This is a genomic window from Sphaerotilus sp., assembly GCF_034519685.1.
Lineage (GTDB): Bacteria > Pseudomonadota > Gammaproteobacteria > Burkholderiales > Burkholderiaceae_C > Sphaerotilus.
Genome location: NZ_JAXHOF010000006.1, coordinates 415,449 through 434,541, shown reverse-complemented (window position 1 = coordinate 434,541; position 19,093 = coordinate 415,449). Strand labels below are relative to the sequence as shown.

Genomic DNA, 19,093 nt, shown 5'->3' with positions numbered 1-19,093 from the left:
TCATGCCACACCCGGAATCCCGCGGCGGGGATGCCCCGGATGGTTACTTGTCGTTGCTACACCACCCGCAGGATTGGCGACACACCGGATTGGTGCCTCTCAAATGCACTCACATGGTGCATCACCCCCATCAGGGTGAGATCCGAACTGTGCGGACCTGCGCACAATGGACAGGGCCACCTCACTGCCGCACCGTTCCGACACGGGCCACGCACCACCATGTCACTCGCGATCGTCCACAGCCGCGCCCTGCTCGGCCTGCAAGCCCCGGCGGTGACCGTCGAGGTCCACCTGGCCAACGGCCTGCCCAGCTTCACCCTGGTCGGTCTGGCCGACACCGAAGTCAAGGAGTCGCGCGAACGGGTGCGCGCCGCGCTGCACAACAGCGGGCTGGAATTCCCGCACAACAAGCGCATCACCGTGAACCTCGCTCCGGCGGATCTGCCCAAGGAAGGCGGTCGCTTCGACCTGCCGATCGCACTGGGCATCCTCGCTGCGGCAGGCCACATCGACCCGGCGGCACTGGAAACGCTGGAGCTGGCGGGCGAGCTGTCGCTGGCCGGGGATCTGCGCCCCGTGCGCGGCGCGCTGGCGATGGCGCTCGCGCTGCAGCGCGGCGGAGCGCGTCGCACGCTGGTGCTGCCACGCGCCAGCGCCGAGGAGGCCGCACGCGTACCGGGTCTCCCGCTGCGCTGCGCCGACCACCTGATGGATGTCGTCCACGCGCTGCAGCCCGGTGACGACTGCGTGCCGCTGCGCGCACCACAGCCACCGCCAGGCCGGCCACAGGCACCGCTGCCGGACCTGCGCGACGTGCGCGGCCAGGCCGTCGCCAAGCGGGCGCTGGAAATCGCCGCTGCCGGCCAGCACAGCCTGCTGCTGGTCGGCCCGCCCGGCACCGGCAAGTCGATGCTGGCCCAGCGCCTCATCGGCCTGTTGCCGCCGCTGGAGGAAACACAGGCGCTGGAGTCGGCCGCGGTCCTCAGCCTGGCCGGGCGATTCGATCCCGGCACCTGGTCACAGCGGGTGCTGCGATCGCCACACCATTCCGCTTCCTCGGTGGCCCTCGTGGGTGGCGGATCACCTCCGCGACCGGGCGAGATCTCGCTGGCGCACCACGGCGTGCTCTTCCTCGACGAGTTGCCGGAGTTCCCGCGCGCCGCGCTCGAAGCGCTGCGCGAGCCGCTGGAGAACGGCCGCATCACCATCTCGCGGGCCGCCCAGCAGGCCGAATTCCCGGCGCGCTGCCAGCTTGTCGCAGCCATGAACCCGTGTCCGTGCGGCATGCTCGGCTCGACCATGCGCGCCTGCCGCTGCACACCCGAGGCCGTCGCGCGCTACCAGGGCCGGCTGTCGGGGCCGCTGCTGGACCGGATCGACCTGCGGGTCGAGGTGCTGGCGATCGCGCCGGAAGAGCTGTCCTCGGCGCCCGATGGCGAGCCGAGCGCCGCCATCGCCGCGCGGGTCGTGGCCGCTCGGCAACGCCAGCATGCGCGCCAGGGCGTGTGCAATGCGGAACTGGAGGCCGGCGTGCTGGCGGAACACTGCCGCGCGCAGCCGGCGGCAACCCATTTCCTCAACACTGCTGCCGCCCGGCTGGGCTGGTCCGGCCGCAGCCTGCACCGCGTGATGCGCGTCGCGCGCACCGTGGCCGATCTGGCTGGCGCCGCCGACACCGAGATCGGCCACATCGCCGAAGCCATCCAGCTGCGGCGCGCGCTGCCCGGGCGGTGAGCGCCGCGTCAGGCCGGTGCGTTGCCCAGCGCGGCCAGCTGCGCGGCGCGCTGCTGGTCGGCCTTGCGGTCGGCGGCCACCTTCTGTGCGGTCGGGCGTTGTTCGATCAGCTTGACATAGCCCTTCCAGTCCACGCCCTGTGCCGCCAGCAGATCTTCGCCACAGACCAGCTTGGTCGACATCGCCACCAGCGGCAGATGCGCCACGGCCGTGCAGTCGGCCAGCGTGAAGGTGTCGCCGGCCACATACGGCGCAAAGCGCGCCAGGCGCTTGAACGCCGCGATGTTCTTCTCCAGCTGCCCGCGTGCCTTGGCGATCACGCCGTCCGACACCTTGCCGCCAAAGAACGCCTGCGCATAGAGCATGCGCGCCACCAGCTCCAGGTGGATGTCCATGAACAGCGACAGCTCGCGCACCTTGGCCGCGGCGAAGGGATCCGCCGGCAGCAGCGGCACTGCGGGATAGGCCGCCTCCAGATAGTCGACGATCACGGCGCTCTCGCACAACGGGCCATGCTCGGTCACCAGATAGGGCAGCTTGCCGAGCGGAGAGTTCACCAGCACGTCCTCGCCGCCACGCGGCAGCACCACCACTTCCTCGAAGGGCAACCCCTTCTCCAGCAGGACCAGCTTGACCTTGTTGTAGTAGTTGGACAGGGCGAAGCCGTGCAGGCGCAGGACAGGGGCGGTGGTGGCGGTGGTCATGGTGGTCTCCGTGGCGGTGTGGGGCGGTCTCCGGACACTCTAGCCGCCACCCGCGCCCTCGACAGTAACTGCGGCGACAATCCCGCCCCATGAACACTGCCGCCCCTGCCCTGCCCGCCGTGCCCACCTTCCTTGACAAGCTGTGCCGGCGCGAGGATCTGCCCGCACGGCTGGCGGCACTGCCCCGGCCCGTGGTGTTCACCAATGGCGTGTTCGACATCCTGCACCGCGGCCATGTCACCTATCTCGCACAGGCACGTGCGCTGGGTGGCTGCCTGGTGCTCGGGCTCAACAGCGACGCCTCGGCACGCCAGCTCGGCAAAGGCCCGGACCGCCCGCTCAACACCGAGGCCGACCGCGCCTGCGTGCTGGCCGCGCTGGAGAGCATCCACCTGGTCGTGCTGTTCGACGAGCCGACCCCCTGCGCGCTGCTGCAGGAGATCCGGCCAGACGTCTACGTCAAGGGTGGCGACTACGACATCGAGGCGCTCGAAGAAACCCGCCTCATGCGCAGCTGGGGCGGTCGGGCACAGGCGCTGTCCTTCGTCGACGGCTACTCGACCACCCAGCTCGTCCGCCGCATCCGCGCCTGAACGCTCCCACCCGCACCCGCACCCGCACCTGCAACCCGCACACCCCCCACATGCCCGCCCGTCTCTACCTGGAGGCGCCCCTGAGCGCCGACGCCGAACTCGCCCTCCCCGCTGGCGCGGCCCGCCATGTGCAGGTGCTGCGCCTGCAGCCGGGCGAGTTCGTCACGCTGTTCAATGGCCAGGGCGGTGAATGGCAGGCCGAGATTCTGCGCATGGGTCGCCAGTCGGTCGAGGTGCGGGTGGTGGCCCACGACCCGGTCGAGCGCGAACTGCCGATCGCCGTGACGCTGGTGGCCGGCATGCCGGCCAATGACCGCTTCGACTGGCTGATCGAGAAGGCGACCGAGCTGGGTGCCATGGCCATCGAGCCGGTGGTGTGCGAACGCTCGGTGCTGCGGCTGTCGGGCGAACGCGCCGAACGCAAGCGGGAGCACTGGCAGGCGGTGGCGGTGGCCGCCGCGGAGCAGAGTGGCCGCACGCGGGTGCCGACCATCGCGCCCGTGCGGACCTTGCCGCAGGCCGCAGCGCTGGCCGCCCAGCAGGCCGAGGGGCCGCAATGGCTGCTGAGTCTGGCCGAGGCTGTGCCGATGGCCGAACGGCTGGCGCAGGACCTTCGGGCGAGCGGGGGCGCAGGGCCAGACAGGCTGAGGGTCTACAGCGGCCCGGAAGGCGGATTCAGCGCGGCGGAAGAAGCGCTGGTGCGCGGCCTGGGCGCACGCGCTGTCGGTCTGGGCGCGCGGGTGCTGCGCTCGGAGACGGCGCCGCTGGCAGTCCTGGCGGCGCTGGGGCTCGTGGTCAGACCACCCAGCGGCCAGGTGAGCTGAAGCGCGAACGCTCCAGCGGCGACTCGGGCAGCCCCAGAGGGGCAGCGCCGCTGTCACGCGCCTCGGCCAGTTCGGCCCGCTCGACCAGTTCGCGCACGAAGGTCCAGATCACCGGGTCCAGCTCGACCGAGCCTGGCTCTCCCGTGCGCTTGAGCCAGTCGTCCAGGCGGCGGCGCGAAGCCCCCAGCCGGCGGGCGAACTGGTCAGGGTCCATGTCCATGCGCTGCATGGCTTCCAGCAGAAACGCTTGTTGGCTTTTGGGTTTTCTGTGTAGTGACATGGGAAGTATCCAGAACTGCAAATTCAGTCTAACGTCCGCGACCACTGACACGTGCGATTTGACCGGAGTTGTTGCAACGCAAAGCAACAGCCTTGCTGCCTACATTACAACTTGGTGCTCGCCACCCAAAGCCTCGATCAGCGCCGTCAAGCCGTGCGTCAACTCCGTGGTGATGATGGCCACGTCGGCGTCGAAGCGCTCTTCGGCGCTGCCTTGCGCGTCCAGCACGCCGTCCAGGAACTCGATCTTGCGCAGTTGCATCCCTTCGGTCAGCACGAAGGAGACACGGCCATTCCAGGTCATGGCCAGCCGGGTCGGCATCTTGCCCTGCGTGATGTGCAGGCGCACCTCGTCGATGTCGAGCGGATGGCGGGCATAGCGCACCACGGACTTCATCTCGTCACTCGACTTGAGTTCACATTCGCGGTCCACCGTGAAGTCGGCGGCCGGCTCGCCGGTCAGCAGCCAGTCGGCCATCACGGCCGCGGGGGATTCCTCGGTGTGCAGTGCCTGCACGGACAGGCCTTCGAGCGCCTTCACCAGCAGCGTCACCACCTCGTCGGCCCGGCCCGGGCTGCTGGTGTCGAGCACCAGGAAGCCGCTGTCCGGCGACAGCCAGACATTGACCGCCGAACGCTTGGTGAACGCCATCGGCAGCAGTTCCAGCGTGGCCTGCTCCTTCAGCTCCTTGGCCTGCTTGCGCCCCGGCTTGCGACCGGTCTCGTGCTCGATCCGGGCCGCCAGTTCGTCGATGCGGCGCTTGACCACGGACCCGGGCAACACCCGCTGCTCGACCATCAGCCGCATCAGCCACTGCCCGCGCACGGTCTCGGCCAGCGGCCCGTCGGCCGGTCCGCGCGGAGGCACCCAGCCCGCCGACTGCTCCTGCGTGGAGCCGCACTCGACGAAGCGGCCCTTGTCCAGACCCGCCTCGATCTGGTCGAACGCAGCCGACCAGCCTGGCGCGAGGCGAAACACCGTCAGATTCTTGAACGTGAACACGCAGATTCCTTCTCCAAAAGCCCCGATTGTCCGCGCCCCCGCAGCCGCAGGTCCACCGAACCGCCAGCCGATGCATGTGTCACGGATGTGCGGGATTCGGCTACCGCTAGGTCGAACACAGCGTCAGGTCATGCAAAAAACGCATGTAACCACTGTGTAATGCCAAGATACCCCCACCTACACTGGACGCGGGGGCATCCCGAAAGCCGTGCAGGGCGCGGTTTTCGAGATGCCTTTTTTAACCTAGGAGTCTCTCGATGAACCAACCCATGATGGCCGGCGTGCACGTCAATGCCCCCACCTTCGTCAAGAACGCCCGGCTGATTGCCTGGGTGGCCGAGATCGCCGCGCTGACGCAACCCGCTGCCATCTACTGGTGCGACGGCAGCGTCGAAGAGTACGACCGCCTGTGCCAGCAGCTGGTCGATGCGGGCACCTTCAAGAAGCTCGACGCCGCCAAACGCCCGAACAGCTACCTCGCCTGGTCCGATCCGAGCGATGTCGCCCGCGTCGAAGACCGCACCTACATCTGCTCGGCCACCCGTGAAGACGCCGGCCCGACCAACAACTGGATGGCCCCGGCCGAGATGCGCACCCTGCTGCAGACCGGCGACACCCCGCTGTTCAAGGGCAGCATGAAGGGCCGCACGATGTATGTCGTGCCCTTCTCGATGGGCCCGCTGGGCTCGCCGATCGCCCACATCGGCATCGAGCTGTCGGACAGCCCGTATGTGGCCGTCAACATGCGCATCATGACCCGCATGGGCAAGGCCGTGTACGACGTGCTCGGCACCGACGGCGACTTCGTGCCCTGCGTCCACACCGTCGGCGCGCCGCTGGAAGCCGGTCAGGCCGACGTGAGCTGGCCCTGCAACAAGACCAAGTACATCGTCCACTATCCCGAGACGCGCGAGATCTGGTCCTACGGCTCGGGCTACGGCGGCAACGCGCTGCTGGGCAAGAAGTGCTTCGCGCTGCGCATCGCCTCGACGATGGGCCGCGACCAGGGCTGGCTGGCCGAGCACATGCTGATCCTGGGCGTGACCTCGCCGGAAGGCAAGAAGAGCCACGTCGCCGCCGCGTTCCCCTCGGCCTGCGGCAAGACCAACTTCGCGATGCTGATCCCGCCGGCGGCGCTGGGCGACTGGAAGGTCACCACCATCGGCGACGACATCGCCTGGATCAAGCCGGTCGACGGCCAGCTGCGCGCGATCAACCCGGAAGCCGGCTACTTCGGCGTCGCCCCGGGCACGAACTTCAAGACCAACCCGAACTGCATGGCGTCGCTGGACAAGGACGTCATCTTCACCAACGTCGCGCTGACCGACGACGGTGACGTGTGGTGGGAAGGCATGACGGACGAGCTGCCGAGCCACCTGATCGACTGGCAGGGCAAGGACTGGACGCCGGAAACCGCCCGTGGCGCCGACGGCAAGCTGCGCCCCGCCGCGCACCCGAACGCCCGCTTCACCGTGGCCGCCGGCAACAACCCGGCGCTCGACCCCGAGTGGGACAACCCGGCCGGCGTGGCGATCGACGCCTTCATCTTCGGCGGCCGCCGCTCGACCACCGTGCCGCTGGCCACCGAAGCCCGCAACTGGGTCGAAGGCGTCTACATGGCCGCGACGATGGGCTCGGAGACGACCGCCGCCGCCGCCGGCCAGATGGGCGTCGTGCGCCGCGACCCGTTCGCGATGCTGCCGTTCATGGGCTACAACATGAGCGACTACTTCCAGCACTGGCTGAACGTGGGCGCCAAGCTCGAAGCCTCCGGGGGCAAGCTACCGGCGATCTACTGCGTCAACTGGTTCCGCAAGGGCGCCGACGGCAAGTTCGTCTGGCCGGGCTACGGCGACAACGCCCGCGTCATGCAGTGGATGCTGGGCCGCATCGAAGGCACCGCTGGCGGCTCGGAGAACATCTTCGGCGTCAGCCCGAACTACGGCGACCTGAACTGGTCCGGCCTGGACTTCAGCGAAGCGCAGTTCCAGAGCGTCATCGGCATCGACCGCGACGCCTGGGTGCAGGAAATGAAGCTGCACGGCGAGCTGTTCGAGCAGCTGGCGTACCACCTGCCGGCCGAGCTGATCGCCACCAAGGCAGCGATCGAAGCCAAGCTGAACGCCTGAGCTGGCTGAGCGGATCCGCATGTCGGATCTGCACAAGAAACCCGCCGATCACTCGGCGGGTTTTTTCATGGGCGTTGCGCCACCTTGGCCGACCGCGCCGCGATGTACGTCAGGATCTCCGCCACCTCGTCCGGCTTGAGCCCGAGGTTGGGCATGCGCACTCCCTTGTAGCGCTGCAACAGCGCCTGGGCGAGCGGGTCACCCCCGTCGATCAGCACATCCGGCTCGCGCACGAACCGCTCCAGCCACACCGGATCACGCCGCTGGGCAACATCCTTCAGATCGGGGCCGATGCGGTCCCCTTCGCCGATCGAGTGGCAGGCTGCGCAGCCGTTGCGGAACAGGAACTCGCCGCTGGTGATCTGCAGCGCGGCCGCCTGGCGGTAGTCGGGCGCGTCGGCCTCGGCCTTCCAGCCGAAGAAGGTGCCCATCATCGCGGCGACGAACTGCGGGTTGTCGGTCGAGGAGTGTTTCATCCACTGGCCGGACGGCTCGTGGCCGACCATCAGCGTCGTGCTGTGGGCATCGCGTGGCGACTCGGCCTGCAGCATGCCCAGGCCCATGCGGCGGCTGATCAGTTGGATGTCCTCCGGCTTGCCGGTCAGGAACAGCCAGCCCGGGCCGACACCGTAGCGCTGGGCGTAGTCCTTCATTGAGGCGGGCGTGTCGTGCTCGGGATCGACGCTCAGCGAGTAGAAGAAGACGTCGCGCCCGACCCGGTCACCGAGCCGGCGCTGCAGTTCCAGCATCTTGGCGGTGCTGAGCGGGCAGACGTCGGTGCAGACCGAGAAGAAGGTGTTGATCGCGACCGTCTTGCCCTTGATGAGGTCGTCGTAGAAGCGCACACGGGTGCCGTCCTGGGTGGTCAGCACCGGGTTGGGGAAATACGCCGCGTCCCACGGATGCTGCGGGTTGATCGCCGCATCCGGTGCAGCGACCACACCCGCGCCTGCGCCACCCCCAGATCCAGCCAACCACGCCGACCAGAGCCGGGCCGGCGTCATCCCCTCGGCAGCCAGCAGCGCCGCCGCCACCCCCAGCATGCCCAGCGCGCTCAGCCCGGCGCGGCGCAGCGTCGCCGCCTGCACCCCGGCCCTCACAGCAGACTCACCGTGCCGCTGCCGATCTGGAGCACCAGCCCGGTGACCATCTCGACGAAGAAGGTCAGGTTGACGGTGCCCGACCGCAGCTCCGTGCGCTTCGACCCGGCCATCGGCTCCATCGGAAAACTGAGCTGCACGGTCTGGATGAAGGCATGGGGGAGCACCATCTGTTCGCTGCTGTTCAGCACGTACTTGGTCTGGCTCGGAAAGCCGGTGCCGACGATGCCGGTGGTGTCGAACGTGGCGATCAGCGAGGTCGTGCCGGTTTCTGTGTCACGGCTCACACGGCTGGTGATCTTGCCGGTGCCGGTGAACCTCACGGCCTCGCCAGTGGCGGTGGCCGGTGCGTAGTAGGACAGGAAGACGGGGGTGGTGTAGACACGCGGCGCCGTCTGGGCGGACACCGGCGTCGAGGTCAGCCCGAGCGCGGCGCCCATCATCCACAGGGCACACAGCGCAGAAAGGGCACGCCGGCGCGCAAGCCGGGCCAGCAGGGCAGGCAGGTTCAGCATGGTCAGGGTCTCCGGAAGCAGTGAGAAAGTCAGCGCAGGGTTTCGGCGATCGGCGCGAAGCTCACGCCCTGGGGCCGCGGCAGCGGTGTCGGCAGCGGCTGCAGGGACGGCGCCCCCGTGCCGCTGATGTCCCAGCGCATCAGCATCGCGTGGTCCTCGTGTGTCGTGGTGTGGCAGTGCGAGACGAACATGCCACCCCAGTCGCGGAACTGCATCGAGATCTGCATCTCGCCACCCGGGTGCAGCCGGTAGACGTCCTTGCGCCCTTTCTCCCAAGGTGGCACCTGCCCCGCACTGCCGTTGCGCGACAGGATCTGGCCTTCCTCGAAATGCACATGCACCGGGTGGTCCCAGCCGCCGCCGGTGCGCAGCGTCCAGACCTCGCGGGTGCCGAAGGCTGGCAATGCGCTGACGCGGCTGAAGGCGGCGGCCAGCATCGAGCCACCGTCCGTCTTGATGCCCCATGGCCCCTGGGATGCGGTCACCGGCTCGCCCGTGGTCGGCAGGTTCTGCGACGCACCGCGGCCGAACTCGAACACCCGCGTGCGCGCCACCGGCAAGGTCAGCGCCGGGTTCTCGATGAGGTTGAGCGGCACCTGGCTGGTGTCCGGCCGGGCCGGATTGCGCACCACCCGAAACTCCAGAAATCTCCCCACGCCCGGATCCTTTTTCGACCCCTTGAGCGACTCGGCCCGCGACAGCGTCTTGCTGACCTGCCGACCGTCGTTGTGCTCGGCCATGTTGACCAGATGCACCTTGCTGCCCACCGACCACTGCGTGAAGTCGATGACGATGTCCACGCGCTCGGCCACGCTGATCAGATCGGTGGCGGCCATCGTCAGCCGCCGGGGCAGCAGGTTGCCATCGTTGCCGATCAGGTAGAACGGCTTGCCGTCGCTCAGGCAGAGCTTGTACATGCGCGCCACCCCGCCGTTGAGGATGCGGAAGCGGTACTTGCGGCGCTCGACCTCGAAGTACGGCTTGTAGGCCAGGTTCACCGTGATCACGTCGCCGAGAAAACCGTCGGTGTCGAAGATGTCGAAGGCGAGCTGGCCCTGGCTGTTGAACGCCTTGTCGGCGATCAGCAGGTTCACGTCGTAGTCGAGGTTGCCCCAATCCTTGGCCGTGCCGCTGGGCAGGCGCAGGTTCACGCCGTCGTTGATCGTCTCGTTGCCGCGGTCGATCGCGCTGTAGAGGTTGAACAGCGCCGCGTTGCCCTTGTAGACGTTCTGCGCGGTGAACTCGAACATGTGGTCGTGGAACCAGTGCGAACTCATCGTCTCGCGCCAGTCACCGGGCAGCTTGGTGATGCCGCCGCTGCCATTGGGCGTGCCGCAGCGCGGGTCGGTCGCGGCGGTGTTGATCGTGGTGAAGCCGGCGTGGACGATCGGCCAGTGGTAGTCGTAGTACTGGCCTGGAAAGAAGAAAGCGCCAGGGAAGCCGTCGTTCTCGGCGCCGTGGTGGCCGTTGTGTTCGTGCGTGGAAATGGTGTGGCGCCCGAAGCCGTTGTTCTGGCGCGGGTCGGCGGGCAGCCGGTTGTGGTGGCGCAACAGGATCGGCTCACCGTAGCGGCCCAGCAGCAGCTTCGGGGGCACGCTGCCATTGAAGGTCCACACCGCGTTCGGCTGCTGGATGGGCATCAGCGGGTGAAAGCGCAGCGGGATCGACGCCGCCGGGTTGATGCCCGAGTTCAGGCTCGACGGCACGCCGGGGTTGTAGGTGGTGTTGGCCTTGGCACCTTCCTGGGTGACCTGCACGCCCACCTGGGGCAGAAACTGGTTCCAGCGCTGGTGCGCCCAGATCGGGCCGGGCGGGCGGCCTTCGATCGGGCCCTGGTTGCCGCCGGGGTAGGCGGCCACGAGCGCGGGGTCGAGCGTGCGCAGCGTCTGGTTGGATTCAGGCATCGGCGCCGGCACCATCGAGGTCAGCGGATTGGCCTGGCGTGTCAGCAGGTCGGCACGCGGCATCGGCTGCGTGAACGGCAACGCGCCGAACAGCGGGCTGGACGGAATGCCGGTGGGCACGGCCGCATAGGCGCTGCTGACAAACGGGTTCAGCCCGTGCTTCAGGGCCAGACCGCCCACCGTGGTGAACAGGCCCCACTTGAACAGCTCGCGGCGGTCGACCTGACCATGCGACAGGGCCTTGACGATCTCGAACCGGTTGTGGCGCGCGCGCTCCGCTTCATCTCGCCGCTGCTTGGGGGCGTTTTCAGGAAGATACATGGCAGGTTGTCCGTGTTGTAGACGGACCCTCCGCCATGGAGTGGTCACGCCTTTGCTTGCTGGGAACTCAACATTGATTTTGTATCTAGATGTTAAATGTTATCGATATCGTGAGAAGTTAGTCACGGATTAACTTGATCGCCAGCTCGCGCCACCCGCGCGGATGCGGCACCGCCTCGTACGGCGGCGCCGGCCAATGCCAGCGATCGGCCGGCAGCAGCGCCCGCAGCAGGTGGATGTCGAGGTGGTACGGCGGCCCCTCGATGCGCCCCACCGCTGCCCCAGGTCGCAACACCTGCATGCCCATCAGGCACAGCCGCCCGCCCGGCCGCAGCCAGCGGTGCAACTGCGCGGCGTAGTCCGCCCAGTGGTCGGGGTGGATCGCGCACCAGCAGGTCTGCTCGAACACCACGTCCAGCGGCTCGGCGGGCTGCCACTGCAGGACATCCGCCTGCACCAGCGTGCAGGCGTCCTCGCCCAGACCTGCGTCACGCAGGCGCTGCGCGGTCCTCGCCACAGCGGCCGGGGCGTAGTCGATCGCGGTGACCTGGCAGCCGGCCTGCACCAGCGCCAGCACCTCGTGCCCGCTGCCACAGCCGGGCACGGCCACGCGCTGACCGGCCGCGAGCGTGCCGTCCGCCAGCCACGGCGCCAGTTGCGGGCTGACGGCGCCGCGGTCCCAGGGGATGTCGTTCGCCTCGAAACGCTGCTGCCAGAAATCGACACTCGGGCCGGCCATGGCGGGCTCCTCAGCGCGGCTCGGCCGACTTGGCCAGCAGCGTGAAGTGTTCGACCTGCGGCGGCTGGGCGAAGAACGGGCCGACGATGGCGCGCCACTCGGCAAACGCAGGCGATTCGCGGAAATCGACGGTGTGGTTCTCCAGCGTCTCCCACCAGATCATCAGCAGGTAACGCTCGGGCGACTCGACCCCCTTGTTGACCTTGTAGCCAAAGAAGCCCTTGGCCTGGCTGATGACGGTTTCCACGCCGCGCTGGATGGCGGCATCGAAGTCGGCCTGGCGGCCAGGCTGGATGCGGATGTCGGCAAGTTCGAGGATCATCGATCGGTCTCCGGAAAAGGAGACAGGATGCTATCCGCAGCGCACCGCACCTGAGTGGCACGCGGCCTGCACCCGCGGGATGGGCACATGGCGTGCAGGATTTCACACTGGCCAGCATGCGCCAGACCCTGCTCTCCTCCGTGCTTCCTGTGGTGGCCGTGCTACTGGCCGTCGCGCTGGCGGGCACCGCACAGGCGCAAACGCCCCAGCAGCCGACGCAGGACGCGCCTGGCTGGGAGCAGGTCGCTGCCGAGATGGTCCAGCGCCCCGAGTTCCAGGGCCTGCCGCTGCAGATCCGCTCGCCGCGCGGCCAGTCGCCCGGCGGCTCGCCGGTCGAGATGCAGATCCAGGCCGGGCAGTGCCAGCTGCTGCTGCGCACGCGGGGCAATCCGGTCGCCGAGCTGCTGCTGGCGCACGCCGCGCCGCAGGACCGCACGCTGTGGATGCAGACCGTGATCGTCCACGAGATCGCCCACTGCTGGCGCTGGCAGGACAACGCCCCCGCCCTGCACCAGCTCGCCGCGCTCACCAGCAGCGCCAGCACCGATGCCCGCGCCGCCAGCCAGGTGACGCGCCAGATGCAGACGGAGGAATCGTTCGCCGATGTCGCGGCGCTGGCCTGGGTGGCGCGCGTGGCGCCGGAGCGGCTCGACCGGATGCTGCAGGCCTTCCAGCGCCTGCGCGGCAACCTGCGCCTGTCCAACGGGCCGCACGACACCCGCGCGGCGCTGGCCCGTGTGCAGCGCGAAGGCTTCGTGCCGGGGCTGACGCCGTTCCAGGCGGCCACGGCGCTGCTGGAGAAAACCGCCCCGTGAGCCGCAGAGGGGTCACCTAGAATCCCCCGATGGCCATCCGTTCCACCGTCCACAAAGCCGAGCTGTCGATCGCCGACATCGACCGCTACTACTACGCCGACCACGCCCTCACGCTGGCCCGGCACCCTTCCGAAACCGAAGAACGCCTGATGGTGCGCATCGTCGCCTTCGCGATGCACGCGCACGAGCGGCTGCTGCCCGCCGGCGGGCTCTCCACCGAGGACGAACCCGACTTCTGGCGCACGGACGACACCGGCGTCATCCAGCAATGGATCGAGGTCGGCCTGCCCGACGAGCGGATGCTGCGCAAGGCCAGCGGGCGCTCGGACGAGGTGGTCCTGATCGCCTACGGTGGCCGCAAGGCCGAGGTCTGGCGCACCGAAAACGCCGCCGCGCTGGCCAAGCTGCGCAAGCTGACGCTGTGGTTCATCACCGAGGCCGATTGCGAGGCGCTGCAGACGCTGGTCGAGCGGACGATGCGCATCGGCGTGACGATCCAGGAAGGGCACCTGCTGTTCGCGGGGGACAAGGGCAGCGTCGAGATCGCGCCGGTGCTGTGGCAGGGCGACCAGCCCACGTGATCCGGCCGGACGGGTCTACCATGTCGGTCCATGGGCCTGCCACGCTTCATCCTCGACCGCCAAGGTGACATCGCCGCGCTGTGCCAGCGGCACCATGCGCGCAGGCTCGATCTGTTCGGGTCGGCGGTGCGGGCGGATTTTTCGCCGGAGCGCAGTGACCTGGATTTTGTCGTGGACCTGTCCGAAGACCAGCCGCCGGGAAAATACGCCGAGGACTTCTTCGCCTTGAAAGACGGCCTGGAGACAATGTTCAGCCGTCCGGTTGACCTGCTGACCGATGCCTCGGTGGTCAATCCCTATCTGCGTCAGCGGATCAACGCCGAGCGGATGACGGTGTATGGCACCTGAAGCGGTCACCCTGCTGTGGGATGCGCTCAAGGCGGCGCGGCTCGCCATGGAGTTTGTTCGAGCACGGCTGGGGCCATTCCTGAACTGGCCCAAGCGGTCGGGATGCGCAACATCCTGATTCATGGCTATGCCGCTGTGAACAACCGGCTGGTGTGGGATGTGAGCACGGCACACCTGCCGGTGCTGGCCCGCAGGCTGGAGCAGATGCTGAACGTCGGCACGCCCTGACGCCGGCTTGCGGTGCGGCCGATGACACGCCACAGGCGACAATGCCGGCTTCGCGCGTCGCCTCCCGACGCCGCCGCTCTTGCCCACTGCCCACCATGTCCGACCTCACCCCCGAGATCCGCCGCCGCCGCACCTTCGCGATCATTTCCCACCCTGACGCCGGCAAGACCACGCTGACGGAAAAGCTGCTGCTGTTCTCCGGCGCGATCCAGATCGCCGGCTCGGTCAAGGCGCGCAAAGCCAGCCGCCACGCCACCTCCGACTGGATGGAAATCGAGAAGCAGCGTGGCATCTCGGTGGCGTCCTCCGTCATGCAGATGGAGTACGGCGACTGCGTCATCAACCTGCTCGACACCCCCGGTCACCAGGACTTCTCGGAAGACACCTACCGCGTGCTGACCGCCGTGGACGCGGCGCTGATGGTGATCGACGCGGCCAACGGCGTGGAGCCGCAGACCCGCCGCCTGCTGCAGGTCTGCCGCGCCCGCAACACGCCGATCCTCACGTTCATCAACAAGATGGACCGCGAGGTCAAAGACCCGCTGGCGCTGATGGACGAGATCGAGCAGGAGCTGGGCATGACCGTCGTGCCCTTCACCTGGCCGGTCGGCATGGCCAAGTTCTTCCACGGCGTGATGGACCTGCGCGAAGACCAGATGCGCCTGTTCGCGCCGGGCGAGGACCGCGCCGGTGGTGACGAGGAAGTCCTGCACGGGCTGGAGAACCCCGCCTACACCGAGCGCTTCGGCGCGCCCTACGAGCAGGCGCTGGGCGAGGTCGAGCTGGTGCGCGAGGCCGCGCCCGCCTTCGACCACGCCGAGTTCCTGGCCGGCCGGCAGACACCGATGTTCTTCGGCTCGGCGATCAACAACTTCGGCGTGCGCGAGGTGCTGGACGCGCTGGTGGCGCTGGCCCCGCCGCCGGGCAACCGGCAGGCCATCGAGCGCACCGTCGAGCCGGACGAGCCCAAGTTCACCGGCGTCGTCTTCAAGGTGCAGGCCAACATGGACCCCGCCCACCGCGACCGCATCGCCTTCGTGCGCGTCTCGTCCGGCAAGTTCACGCGCGGCATGCGCCTGAAGGTCGTGCGCAACGGCAAGGAAATGCGCCCGCAGACGGTGGTGAGCTTTCTCTCGCAACGGCGCGAGCTGGTGGACGAGGCGGTGGCCGGCGACATCATCGGCATCCCCAACCATGGCGTGCTGCAGCTCGGCGACACGCTGACCGAGGGCGAGATGCTGCACTACACGGGGCTGCCCTTCTTCGCGCCGGAAAGTTTCCGCACGGTGGAAATCAAGGATCCGCTGCGTGGCAAGCAGTTGCGCCAGGGGCTGCAGCAGCTCGGCGAGGAAGGCGCGATCCAGGTCTTCAACCCGGTGGCCGGCGGCTCGCTGATGCTCGGCGCGATCGGGCAGCTCCAGTTCGAGGTCGTACTGCACCGGCTGAAGGGCGAATACGGCGTGGACGCGCGGCTGGACCCGTGCCGCTTCTCGATCGCCCGCTGGATCACCAGTGCGGACGAGAACAAGCTCAAGCGCTTCATCGACTCGGAGCCGCTGCGCATCGCCTACGACGTGGTCGGGGCGCCGGCGTTCCTGGTGCAGTACAGCTCGGACCTGCGGGTGGCGCAGGAGCGGGCGCCGGACATCCAGTTCCACGCGATGCGGGAGCACTCGGGGCGGGTGTTCGGCGAGGCGCCGACGCTCTGAACGGCGCCGCCGCTGCTCAGGTCCCCGACCAAGGGCTGAGCAACGCCACCCCGGTCGGCGCGAAGTCGGCGGTGTTGCGGGTGACCACCGTCATGCCATGCACCAGCGCCGTCGCGGCGATCAGGGCATCTGCTTCCGATCTCGGATCCGGCACATGCAGCCGTGCGCAACGCAGCGCCACGGCGGCGTCAATGACCAGCACCCGGTCAGCGAACGCAGGAATCACCTGATCGTCCAGCCAGGTCCGCAGCACACGCCCTTGGGCCGCGTCCCGGCGTTCGACCTGCAGCACGCCCAGTTCCAGCTCCTGCAGGGTGATGACCGACAGGAACAGGCTGGCAGGCGCGACCGACTGCGCCCAGGCCACCACGTTCGAGTCCGCACGTCCGGTGCGCGCCTTGCGCAACTCGGACACGACATTGGTGTCGAGCAGCCACATCAGCCGAGGTCCGTCGGGCGAAGCTGGAGGTTCAGGCGCGGCGAATCGAAGTCGATGTCGGCCGCCTCGTCTGTCACCGGCATGGCCAGCAGGTCCACGATGCTGCGCGCGCCGGGCTCACCACCGGTCAGCCGGCGGTACGCCTCAATGCTCAGCAGCACGTGCGCGGGCCGGCCGCGGTCGGTGATGAAGACCGGTCCCTTCAGCGCGGCTTTCTTGGCACTGCTGGTGTCCTGATTGAACTGGCGGCTGGAGAAGGTGTTAATCATGGCGGCCTCCGGTCGAACGGATTGAAGTATAAACGTTACTACATTTATTCCGATGCGGCAATCTACCCCCATAGCCAACCAATAGCCACCCCATTGCTGGACCACCAATCCGGCCAGTTGCCGTACAGTCGCACGAGGAGAACCGCCCATGTCCGCCTCTTCATCCCCCGCAACCGCACGCCTCGAAGCCCGCATCAGCACCGACCTGCACGCGATGCTCAAACGCGCCGCCGAACTCCAGGGCCGCACCATGACGGATTTCGTGATCGCTGCGGTGCAGGACGCCGCCCAGCAGGCGATCGCGCAAGCCGAGGTGGTGCGGCTGTCGCTGGAGGACCAGCGGTGTTTTGCACAGGCGCTGCTGTCGCCCCCCGAACCCGCGCCGGCCCTGGTGCGCGCCTTCGCCCGCCGTCGACAGTTGCTGGGCACGGATTGACCGGCCGCGATGACCGCCCCGCCCTCGTTCCGGGTCCACCCCCTCACCGCAAACCTGGACCGCACCACGTTCTGCAGCGGCTCCGCCCCGCTGGACCGCTACCTGCGCGAGCAGATCACCCAGGATGTCCGGCGCCGGGTCGCGGCCTGCTTCGTGGCGATGACCACCGAGGCGACGCCCCGGCTGGCCGGTTACTACACCCTCGCCTCCGCCAGCCTGCTGCTCGCGGATCTGCCCGCCTCCACGGCCCGCAAGCTGCCGCGTTATCCGAGCGTGCCCGCCGTGCGCATGGGGCGGCTGGCGGTCGATCAGGCGTTCAAGGGGCAAGGGCTGGGCAGCACCCTGGTCGCCGATGCGCTGGACCGGGCGATCCGCTCGGAGATTGCCGCCCATGCGCTGATGGTCGATGCCAAGGACGAAGTCGCCGCCGCCTTCTATCGGCACCAGGGCTTCATCGCGCTGCCCGCGTCACCCTTGGTGCTGTTCCTGCCGCTGGGAACGGCCACAGCGGCGCAGGGGCGCTCACCGGGTTGATGCGGCCGGCGGGTGGAGCAGCGCCTTCGCCGCCTCGATCCGCAGCGCCATCTCGACCTGCGCATCGTTCATCACCTGCAGCAGGAACGCCCGCGGATCGGTGAACCCGCCCACCGTGGACCCATCCACGGGCGACACCGCCACCGCTACAGGCAACGCCGCCCGGTACTCCTCCGCACGGATCGACACCAGCCGCGACAGCAGCTCCGCCTGCCCTTCCGAGCCCGGCCGGATGTCGAGCCACGGCGTCTCGGCGAACACCGGCGCGAGGTCGGGGGCGATGTAGGCCGACCAGACCTCGCCGTCCGCCTGCAGCGTCGGGATCACGGGCGCCAGATGCGCGCCGTCGCGCGACGGCAGCAGCGCGACCCGGTGCGGCGGGATGTCGGCGAGGTAGCGTGTGCGCAGGTGCTCCAGCAGCGCGTGGGCCTCGGCCGCCGGCACCGGCTCGGCCAGCGAGAACCAGAGCTGGCAGGCGTCCGTGCCCGACACCGAGATGCCGGGCGCCGGCCAGCCAAGATCGGTCTGCACGCCCTGCCACACCCGCCCGAGCGCCGTCCAGTCTGCCGGCCGCGCCAGCGCCAGCACCAGCGCGCGCACACGCCCGTCGGCCTCGGCGCGGTAGAGGCGGTCGCGTTCGGCCTGCAGGCGCGGGCTGGTAACGGTTTCGCCCATCACGGCACCTCGGCGCCTTCGCCCGCGCTCCACACCTCGTGCCACGTCTGGGCATCCAGCGTCAGCGACACCGCGGCCAGCGCCTCGTCGAGCGCCTCGATGCGCCGGCTGCCGACGATCGGCACCGGCCGGCTCGGGTGGCGCATCAGCCAGGCGTAGGCGATGGTGGCGGGCGCCACACCGTGGCGGGCCGCGATGTCCTGCAGCGTGGCGCGCACGCGCTGCGCGTCCGGCGCCTCGCCCGTGAACAGCCGCCCGCCCGCCAGCGGCGACCAGACCATCGGGCGCAGGTCGAGCGCCAGCATCTGGTCGAGCGTGCCGTCGTGCAGCGGGGTGCGGTGCAGCGGGTGCAGCTCGATCTGGTTCGTCGCCAGCGGCACCCACTGGTTGAGCATCGCGAACTGCGACATCGTGAAGTTCGAGACGCCGAAATCCAGGATCTTGCCGGCCGCCTTCAGCTTCGCCACCGCGCCCGCGACCTCGGCCGGGTTCATCAGCGGGTCCGGCCGGTGGATCAGCAGCAGGTCGAGCCGGTCGGTCTTCAGCGCACGCAGGCTGTTGTCCACGCTGGCGATCAGGTGCGCGGCCGAGGTGTCGTAGGACTTCAGCCGATGCTCGGGGCGGTTCGGGTGCAGCAGCTTGATACCGCACTTGCTGACGAGCTGCATCCGCTCGCGCAGGTGCGGCGCCAGCGTCAGCGCCTCGCCGAACAGCGCCTCGACCGTGTAGCCGCCGTAGATGTCGGCGTGGTCGAAGGTGGTGACGCCGCGGTCGAGGCATTGCTCGATCCAGCGCAGGCGCTCGGCCGGTGTCCAGGCCCATTCGGCCATGCGCCAGCAGCCGGCGACGACAGGGGAGAACACGGGGGGAGGAAGGGTGTCGGTCATGGTGG

23 protein-coding genes are annotated in these 19,093 nt (G+C 68.8%); 11 read left to right on the top strand and 12 right to left on the bottom strand.

Annotation, left to right across the window (positions count from 1 at the left end):
- Window positions 1–219 precede the first annotated feature (219 nt).
- Window positions 220–1,734 (top strand): YifB family Mg chelatase-like AAA ATPase, encoded by a 1,515-nt coding sequence (locus tag U5O44_RS13090; protein WP_322588903.1) that lies wholly within the window; start codon window positions 220–222, stop codon window positions 1,732–1,734.
- Window positions 1,735–1,742: 8 nt separating this feature from the next.
- On the opposite strand, the gene U5O44_RS13085 is transcribed toward U5O44_RS13090, so the two are convergent.
- Window positions 1,743–2,438: a glutathione S-transferase family protein gene (locus U5O44_RS13085; RefSeq protein ID WP_322588902.1), complete on the bottom strand. Its 696-nt coding sequence runs from the start codon at window positions 2,436–2,438 to the stop codon at window positions 1,743–1,745.
- Between the two features lie 89 nt (window positions 2,439–2,527).
- Here U5O44_RS13085 and rfaE2 point away from each other — a divergent pair, with 89 nt between their 5' ends.
- Window positions 2,528–3,031: a D-glycero-beta-D-manno-heptose 1-phosphate adenylyltransferase gene (gene rfaE2, locus U5O44_RS13080; protein WP_322588901.1), complete on the top strand. Its 504-nt coding sequence runs from the start codon at window positions 2,528–2,530 to the stop codon at window positions 3,029–3,031.
- A 50-nt stretch (window positions 3,032–3,081) separates the two neighbouring features.
- Entirely contained in the window at window positions 3,082–3,855 is a 774-nt protein-coding gene (locus U5O44_RS13075; protein WP_322588900.1) for a 16S rRNA (uracil(1498)-N(3))-methyltransferase, read from the top strand.
- Here the strand turns inward: U5O44_RS13075 and U5O44_RS13070 are convergent.
- Both U5O44_RS13070 and U5O44_RS13065 read right to left on the bottom strand, forming a co-directional pair.
- Complete coding sequence (locus U5O44_RS13070) at window positions 3,827–4,075, bottom strand: hypothetical protein (RefSeq protein WP_322588899.1); 249 nt, start codon at window positions 4,073–4,075, stop codon at window positions 3,827–3,829. The genes U5O44_RS13075 and U5O44_RS13070 overlap by 29 nt on opposite strands.
- Window positions 4,076–4,234: 159 nt before the next feature.
- On the bottom strand, window positions 4,235–5,137 hold the full coding sequence (locus tag U5O44_RS13065) for a recombination-associated protein RdgC (protein ID WP_322588898.1): 903 nt from the start codon (window positions 5,135–5,137) through the stop codon (window positions 4,235–4,237).
- A 257-nt stretch (window positions 5,138–5,394) separates the two neighbouring features.
- Between U5O44_RS13065 and U5O44_RS13060 the strand changes: the two genes are divergently transcribed.
- On the top strand, window positions 5,395–7,266 hold the full coding sequence (locus U5O44_RS13060) for a phosphoenolpyruvate carboxykinase (GTP) (protein ID WP_322588897.1): 1,872 nt from the start codon (window positions 5,395–5,397) through the stop codon (window positions 7,264–7,266).
- A 65-nt stretch (window positions 7,267–7,331) separates the two neighbouring features.
- Here U5O44_RS13060 and U5O44_RS13055 read toward each other — a convergent pair whose 3' ends face one another.
- The 5 genes from U5O44_RS13055 to U5O44_RS13035 all read right to left on the bottom strand — a co-directional run bounded on the left by U5O44_RS13055 (window position 7,332) and on the right by U5O44_RS13035 (window position 12,167).
- Entirely contained in the window at window positions 7,332–8,366 is a 1,035-nt protein-coding gene (locus U5O44_RS13055; RefSeq protein WP_322588896.1) for an SCO family protein, read from the bottom strand.
- Window positions 8,363–8,881 carry a hypothetical protein gene (locus tag U5O44_RS13050; protein WP_322588895.1) on the bottom strand — a complete coding sequence of 173 codons (519 nt, stop codon included), beginning with the start codon at window positions 8,879–8,881 and terminating at the stop codon, window positions 8,363–8,365. Before U5O44_RS13050 ends, U5O44_RS13055 begins: the two co-directional genes overlap by 4 nt.
- A 29-nt stretch (window positions 8,882–8,910) precedes the next feature.
- Window positions 8,911–11,106: a multicopper oxidase family protein gene (locus U5O44_RS13045; RefSeq protein WP_322588894.1), complete on the bottom strand. Its 2,196-nt coding sequence runs from the start codon at window positions 11,104–11,106 to the stop codon at window positions 8,911–8,913.
- 118 nt (window positions 11,107–11,224) lie between these two features.
- Entirely contained in the window at window positions 11,225–11,845 is a 621-nt protein-coding gene (locus U5O44_RS13040) for a methyltransferase domain-containing protein (RefSeq protein ID WP_322588893.1), read from the bottom strand.
- 10 nt (window positions 11,846–11,855) lie between these two features.
- On the bottom strand, window positions 11,856–12,167 hold the full coding sequence (locus tag U5O44_RS13035) for an antibiotic biosynthesis monooxygenase family protein (RefSeq protein WP_179633202.1): 312 nt from the start codon (window positions 12,165–12,167) through the stop codon (window positions 11,856–11,858).
- 116 nt (window positions 12,168–12,283) lie between these two features.
- On the opposite strand from U5O44_RS13035, the gene U5O44_RS13030 reads away from it, so the two are divergent.
- The 5 genes from U5O44_RS13030 (at window position 12,284) to U5O44_RS13010 (ending at window position 15,848) form a co-directional block, all read left to right on the top strand.
- Window positions 12,284–12,982, top strand: coding sequence for a hypothetical protein (locus tag U5O44_RS13030; RefSeq protein ID WP_322588892.1), 699 nt, complete (start codon window positions 12,284–12,286; stop codon window positions 12,980–12,982).
- Between the two features lie 29 nt (window positions 12,983–13,011).
- Window positions 13,012–13,563, top strand: coding sequence for a YaeQ family protein (locus U5O44_RS13025; protein ID WP_322588891.1), 552 nt, complete (start codon window positions 13,012–13,014; stop codon window positions 13,561–13,563).
- Window positions 13,564–13,593: 30 nt separating this feature from the next.
- Window positions 13,594–13,911, top strand: coding sequence for a nucleotidyltransferase family protein (locus U5O44_RS13020; protein WP_322588890.1), 318 nt, complete (start codon window positions 13,594–13,596; stop codon window positions 13,909–13,911).
- A gap of 15 nt (window positions 13,912–13,926) precedes the next feature.
- The gene (locus U5O44_RS13015) at window positions 13,927–14,139 is read left to right on the top strand and encodes a HepT-like ribonuclease domain-containing protein (protein WP_322588889.1); all 213 of its coding nucleotides are present in this window, start codon (window positions 13,927–13,929) and stop codon (window positions 14,137–14,139) included.
- Window positions 14,140–14,234: 95 nt separating this feature from the next.
- Window positions 14,235–15,848, top strand: coding sequence for a peptide chain release factor 3 (locus U5O44_RS13010; RefSeq protein ID WP_322588888.1), 1,614 nt, complete (start codon window positions 14,235–14,237; stop codon window positions 15,846–15,848).
- Window positions 15,849–15,864: 16 nt separating this feature from the next.
- Here U5O44_RS13010 and U5O44_RS13005 read toward each other — a convergent pair whose 3' ends face one another.
- Together U5O44_RS13005 and U5O44_RS13000 are read right to left on the bottom strand one after the other, a co-directional pair.
- Window positions 15,865–16,290 (bottom strand): type II toxin-antitoxin system VapC family toxin, encoded by a 426-nt coding sequence (locus tag U5O44_RS13005; RefSeq protein WP_322590488.1) that lies wholly within the window; start codon window positions 16,288–16,290, stop codon window positions 15,865–15,867.
- Entirely contained in the window at window positions 16,287–16,556 is a 270-nt protein-coding gene (locus U5O44_RS13000; protein WP_322588887.1) for a type II toxin-antitoxin system prevent-host-death family antitoxin, read from the bottom strand. The genes U5O44_RS13005 and U5O44_RS13000 overlap by 4 nt, the downstream gene beginning before the upstream one ends.
- 148 nt (window positions 16,557–16,704) lie before the next feature.
- Here U5O44_RS13000 and U5O44_RS12995 point away from each other — a divergent pair, with 148 nt between their 5' ends.
- Window positions 16,705–16,992 carry a type II toxin-antitoxin system TacA family antitoxin gene (locus U5O44_RS12995; RefSeq protein ID WP_322588886.1) on the top strand — a complete coding sequence of 96 codons (288 nt, stop codon included), beginning with the start codon at window positions 16,705–16,707 and terminating at the stop codon, window positions 16,990–16,992.
- A 9-nt stretch (window positions 16,993–17,001) separates the two neighbouring features.
- Window positions 17,002–17,526, top strand: coding sequence for a GNAT family N-acetyltransferase (locus tag U5O44_RS12990; protein WP_322588885.1), 525 nt, complete (start codon window positions 17,002–17,004; stop codon window positions 17,524–17,526).
- On the opposite strand, the gene U5O44_RS12985 is transcribed toward U5O44_RS12990, so the two are convergent.
- Together U5O44_RS12985 and U5O44_RS12980 are read right to left on the bottom strand one after the other, a co-directional pair.
- The gene (locus tag U5O44_RS12985) at window positions 17,515–18,201 is read right to left on the bottom strand and encodes a hypothetical protein (RefSeq protein ID WP_322588884.1); all 687 of its coding nucleotides are present in this window, start codon (window positions 18,199–18,201) and stop codon (window positions 17,515–17,517) included. The genes U5O44_RS12990 and U5O44_RS12985 overlap by 12 nt on opposite strands.
- Window positions 18,201–19,088, bottom strand: coding sequence for an aldo/keto reductase (locus U5O44_RS12980; RefSeq protein ID WP_322588883.1), 888 nt, complete (start codon window positions 19,086–19,088; stop codon window positions 18,201–18,203). Before U5O44_RS12980 ends, U5O44_RS12985 begins: the two co-directional genes overlap by 1 nt.
- Window positions 19,089–19,093: the final 5 nt, after the last annotated feature.

Excerpts from the sequence above, each read along its gene's own strand:
- U5O44_RS13090 (WP_322588903.1), top strand. The coding sequence starts at position 220 with ATGTCACTCGCGATCGTCCACAGCCGCGCCCTGCTCGGCCTGCAAGCC.
- U5O44_RS13085 (WP_322588902.1), bottom strand. The coding sequence starts at position 2,438 with ATGACCACCGCCACCACCGCCCCTGTCCTGCGCCTGCACGGCTTCGCC.
- rfaE2 (WP_322588901.1), top strand. The coding sequence starts at position 2,528 with ATGAACACTGCCGCCCCTGCCCTGCCCGCCGTGCCCACCTTCCTTGAC.
- U5O44_RS13075 (WP_322588900.1), top strand. The coding sequence starts at position 3,082 with ATGCCCGCCCGTCTCTACCTGGAGGCGCCCCTGAGCGCCGACGCCGAA.
- U5O44_RS13070 (WP_322588899.1), bottom strand. The coding sequence starts at position 4,075 with ATGGACATGGACCCTGACCAGTTCGCCCGCCGGCTGGGGGCTTCGCGC.
- U5O44_RS13060 (WP_322588897.1), top strand. The coding sequence starts at position 5,395 with ATGAACCAACCCATGATGGCCGGCGTGCACGTCAATGCCCCCACCTTC.
- U5O44_RS13050 (WP_322588895.1), bottom strand. The coding sequence starts at position 8,881 with ATGCTGAACCTGCCTGCCCTGCTGGCCCGGCTTGCGCGCCGGCGTGCC.
- U5O44_RS13045 (WP_322588894.1), bottom strand. The coding sequence starts at position 11,106 with ATGTATCTTCCTGAAAACGCCCCCAAGCAGCGGCGAGATGAAGCGGAG.
- U5O44_RS13040 (WP_322588893.1), bottom strand. The coding sequence starts at position 11,845 with ATGGCCGGCCCGAGTGTCGATTTCTGGCAGCAGCGTTTCGAGGCGAAC.
- U5O44_RS13035 (WP_179633202.1), bottom strand. The coding sequence starts at position 12,167 with ATGATCCTCGAACTTGCCGACATCCGCATCCAGCCTGGCCGCCAGGCC.
- U5O44_RS13030 (WP_322588892.1), top strand. The coding sequence starts at position 12,284 with ATGCGCCAGACCCTGCTCTCCTCCGTGCTTCCTGTGGTGGCCGTGCTA.
- U5O44_RS13025 (WP_322588891.1), top strand. The coding sequence starts at position 13,012 with ATGGCCATCCGTTCCACCGTCCACAAAGCCGAGCTGTCGATCGCCGAC.
- U5O44_RS13020 (WP_322588890.1), top strand. The coding sequence starts at position 13,594 with ATGGGCCTGCCACGCTTCATCCTCGACCGCCAAGGTGACATCGCCGCG.
- U5O44_RS13010 (WP_322588888.1), top strand. The coding sequence starts at position 14,235 with ATGTCCGACCTCACCCCCGAGATCCGCCGCCGCCGCACCTTCGCGATC.
- U5O44_RS13000 (WP_322588887.1), bottom strand. The coding sequence starts at position 16,556 with ATGATTAACACCTTCTCCAGCCGCCAGTTCAATCAGGACACCAGCAGT.
- U5O44_RS12995 (WP_322588886.1), top strand. The coding sequence starts at position 16,705 with ATGTCCGCCTCTTCATCCCCCGCAACCGCACGCCTCGAAGCCCGCATC.
- U5O44_RS12990 (WP_322588885.1), top strand. The coding sequence starts at position 17,002 with ATGACCGCCCCGCCCTCGTTCCGGGTCCACCCCCTCACCGCAAACCTG.
- U5O44_RS12985 (WP_322588884.1), bottom strand. The coding sequence starts at position 18,201 with ATGGGCGAAACCGTTACCAGCCCGCGCCTGCAGGCCGAACGCGACCGC.
- U5O44_RS12980 (WP_322588883.1), bottom strand. The coding sequence starts at position 19,088 with ATGACCGACACCCTTCCTCCCCCCGTGTTCTCCCCTGTCGTCGCCGGC.